Genomic DNA, 3900 nt, shown 5'->3' on the forward strand with positions numbered 1-3900 from the left:
GGATAATCGCTAGCGGCACCGCGACGACCGCTGCCCAGAAGGCGAGGAACAGCGTGTTCCACAGCCGGCCCTTGATCGACGTGGCGATATCCTGGCCGCTCGACATGGCGGTACCCAGGTCGCCTGTCACCACCCCGCCGAGCCAACGGAAATACCTGATATAGGCCGGATCGTTGAGGCCGAGCTGCTCGCGCAAATTGGCGAGCGACTCCGGTGTCGCCGATTGCCCAAGAATGGCTTGCGCGACATCGCCGGGCAGGATCTGCGTGCCGGCGAAAATCAGGACCGAAACGGCCAACAAGAGGAGAATGCCCAGCGCGATGCGCTGGGCAATCAGTTTCAGGATGGGTGAAGACATATCCGCAAAGCCGGCTCAGGCCTGCAGCCAGCACTTCGCCAAGGCGTAACCGTTCATCAGTTCCTGATGTGGATCGTCGACCCAGCCATCGACCTTGGCACCGGTCGCGTCGATGAACTGGTTGAACATCGGCAGGATCAGACCGCCTTCGTCGCGGACCATGACAGCCATGTCGTGGTACATCGCCTTGCGCTTGGTCTCGTCAAGTTCGGCCCGGGCCGCCAGCACCATCTTGTCGAAATCCGGACGCTTGAAACGCGTGTCGTTCCAGTCCGCCGTCGACAGATAGGCGGTCGAGTACATCTGGTCCTGCGTCGAGCGGCCGCCCCAGTAGGAGGCGCAGAAGGGCTGCTTGTTCCAGACTTCCGACCAGTAGCCGTCGCCCGGTTCGCGTTTGATCTCCAACTTGATGCCGGCCTTGGCCGCGCTCTGCTGATAGAGTTGCGCGGCATCCACGGCGCCGGGGAAGGCGACGTCGGAAGTCCGTAGCAGCACGGCGCCATCATGGCCCGACTTCTTGAAGTGGAACTTGGCCTTGTCGGGATCGTATTTGCGCTGCTCGATCTCGGTAAACAGCGGATAGGACGCATTGATCGGGAAGTCGTTGCCGATCGAACCGTAGCCACGCAGGATCTTGTCGAGCATTTCTTCGCGGTCGATGGCCAGCTTGAGCGCCATGCGCAGATCGTTGTTGTCGAAGGGTGCGGTGTTGCAATGCGCGATGAAGACATAGTGGCCGGGACCCGCATGGTTGCGGATGGTGACGCCGGGCAGGCGCTTGATCAGGTCGACGATCTTCGGCTCGACGCGGTTGATCATGTTGACCTGGCCGCCTTGCAGGGCGGCGGTGCGCGCCGTCGCATCGTTGATGACGATGATCTCGATCTGGTCGGCGTGGCCCATCTTGTCGCCCTGCCAGTAATTGGCGAAACGCTCGCCGCCATGGCGCACGCCGGGCTCATTGGTCGTAACCTTGTAAGGACCGGCCGAGATGCCTGCGTCGGCCTTGTCCTTGCCGCCATTCGGTTGGACGATCAGGTGATAGTCGCTGAGCAAATAGGGCAGGTCGGCATTGGCTTCCTTCAGGGTCAGCACGACTTCCTTGCCGCTGGCCTTGATGGTTTCGATGCCCTTCATATAGCCGAGCGCGCCGGATTTCGACTTCTCGTCGGAATGGCGCTCAAGTGTGGCGGCCACGTCCTCGGCGGTCACCGTCTTGCCGTTGTGGAATTCGACGCCGTCGCGGATCTTCAGCGTCCACACCTTGGCGTCGTCCGACGAGCCGATCTCCTCGGCGATACGATTCTCGAGCTTGCCTTCGGGCGAAAGCTCGACAATCAATTCGCCCCACATCTTGCCGAAGGCGAACGGCACCTGAGTCATGAACAGCGCCGGGTCGAGGCTGTTGGTGGATTCACCGCCGACTAGGCCGGCCTTCAGTGTGCCGCCCTTGACCGGACCCGCCGCGCGTGCAGCGCTTGAAAGCAGCGAGTTGGCGAAGGGCGCGGAGATACCGAGCGCCGCCGCCCGGCCGAGAAAATCACGACGGCTCAGTTTGCCCGACGCGACACGCCGGCTAAGAAATTCCAGTTCGTTCGACATTTTGAGTTCCTCACTCTGTTGGTTCGACTCTGCGGTCGTTTTTCTTGTTTCTTGTGAGGAGAATAATGACCGCAAGGGAAAGCGGTAAGCAAGACCGAATGCGACATGCCGTGGCGTAAATCGTACGTCGCAATTGGACCAATGAATCGGCGCTCAAAGAAGCGCGCGCCGCACCTTCTCTTCGAAATTGCGCTCGAAGACGAGGGTTTCGTCCTCATAGGCCTCGATTCTGGCGCTGACGATGAAGTTTTGCGCGTCCGATCGCATTTCGGCTGTCGTTTCGGTGCGTACCGACCATCCGTTTCGCGACAGGGTCTGCGTCCAGTGCGTCTTCCCCGAGGCCGAGAGCGGATCGTCGGGGTGGATCGTCCAGGTCTCGCGGGCGATGCTGCCATTGGCCAGGCCATGAGCGAGATCGCGCACCTCGCCGAAATCATCATCGATGGAAAGCGTCACGATTCCGGTCTTTTCGTCACGATCGATATGGCGCTCGGAATTGCTGGCGCGGATCGTCTCCGTTGCCCAGGGAGTGGCACCTTCCGGCTCGGCGAACGCCGCTTCGTCGTCTGTCGCCAGCGGCCGCAGCGGCAAGCGGAGCGTCGCCGCCGACAAGGTCAGCCGGACCGGCTCCGGCGACGGCCAGATGGCAGGCCAATAGGCGTTTGAAACGGCAACACGCAGGTGGTGGCCGGGCGGAACGCGATAGCCGCATTGATCGAGCACGACGCGCGCGAACACGGTTTCGCCCGGCACCAGCGCCTCGGGAAATTCATGCGAATTGCGATGCGTCAGATTGAGCACGCCATAGGAAATCAGTTCCGAGGCGCCGTCGGGATGCACGTCACAGAGCCGGATCGCGATGTTGGCCTGCGGACGGTCGGAGGACAGCCGCACCTCGACTTCCGGAGCGCCGACGATGTCGATGGCCTGACTGAGTTCCGACTGGTCGAAACACACCGACAGCGCATCGTCGGGGCGCTGATCGCCCGGCAGTTCGGGGCCGAAGGTGAAGGGAAAATACTCGCCACCGGCCAGGCCGCAGCTTTGCGGCGAGGCAACGATGGAGGGTTTTTCCGTTGACGGGATCAGATCGACCGTTTGTGTCTTGATGTTGGACGATGGCCATTCCTGCTCCGCCACCCAGCGGCCAGGCCGCTCGGGGTGCCAGCGCGCTGGGCGCACGCTGTCCATGACATAGGCGCGGTAGGCCGGGTCGGACTCGACACCGGTGTCGACACCCTTCAGCCAGCGGTCCCACCAGCGCAGAGCCTCCTGCAGGAAGCCGATGGCGGGTTTTGGTCCTGCGTAGTGCGGGTATTTGTGGATCCATGGCCCGATAATGCCCTTGACCGGGGCTTCGATGTTGCTGGCCAGATGCGAGACCGTGTTGCGGTAGCCGTCATGCCAGCCGCCGATCGACAGCACCGCGGCTTTGACGGCGGAGAAATCCTCGCAGATCGAGCCGCGCTTCCAGTAGGCATCACGGTGCTGGTGTTTCAGCCACAGCGGCGCCAGGAAGGATTGGTTCTCCAGCCGGGTCAGCCACAGATCGCGCCATCTGTTGTCGCCGGCCAGCAGCGGGTCCGGTGGCCGCGACGAGTAGGACAGCATGGTCGAAGCCCAGCCGAAGTTCTCGATCAGCAGGCAGCCGCCCTTGTAGTGGATGTCGTCGGCATAGCGGTCGACGGTCGAGCATAGGCTGATCACGGCTTTCAGCGCCGGCGGCTGCTTGGCCGCCACCTGCAGGCAGTTGAAGCCGCCCCAGGAAATGCCCATCATGCCGACATTGCCGTTGCACCAGGGCTGGCTTGCCGCCCAGGCGATGACGTCGCAGGCGTCCTGCAATTCCTGCTCGGAATACTCGTCGTCCATCAGCCCTTCGGAATCGCCATTGCCGCGCATGTCGACGCGGATCGAGGCATAGCCGTGGCCGGCGAAAT

General features: G+C 62.4%; 3 protein-coding genes. All 3 read right to left on the reverse strand.

What is annotated here, in order from left to right:
• The coding region (locus EN893_RS22760) for an ABC transporter permease (RefSeq protein ID WP_164901030.1) at positions 1-358 on the reverse strand (358 nt) is incomplete at its 3' end.
• Between the two features lie 15 nt (positions 359-373).
• Positions 374-1960 (reverse strand): ABC transporter substrate-binding protein, encoded by a 1587-nt coding sequence (locus EN893_RS22765; protein ID WP_127271943.1) that lies wholly within the window; start codon positions 1958-1960, stop codon positions 374-376.
• Between the two features lie 153 nt (positions 1961-2113).
• The coding region (locus tag EN893_RS22770) for a CocE/NonD family hydrolase (RefSeq protein ID WP_128361791.1) at positions 2114-3900 on the reverse strand (1787 nt) is incomplete at its 5' end.

The sequence above is a fragment of the Mesorhizobium sp. M7A.F.Ca.CA.004.04.2.1 genome (assembly GCF_004022825.1).
Lineage (GTDB): Bacteria > Pseudomonadota > Alphaproteobacteria > Rhizobiales > Rhizobiaceae > Mesorhizobium.

Excerpts from the sequence above, each read along its gene's own strand:
- EN893_RS22765 (WP_127271943.1), bottom strand. The coding sequence starts at position 1,960 with ATGTCGAACGAACTGGAATTTCTTAGCCGGCGTGTCGCGTCGGGCAAA.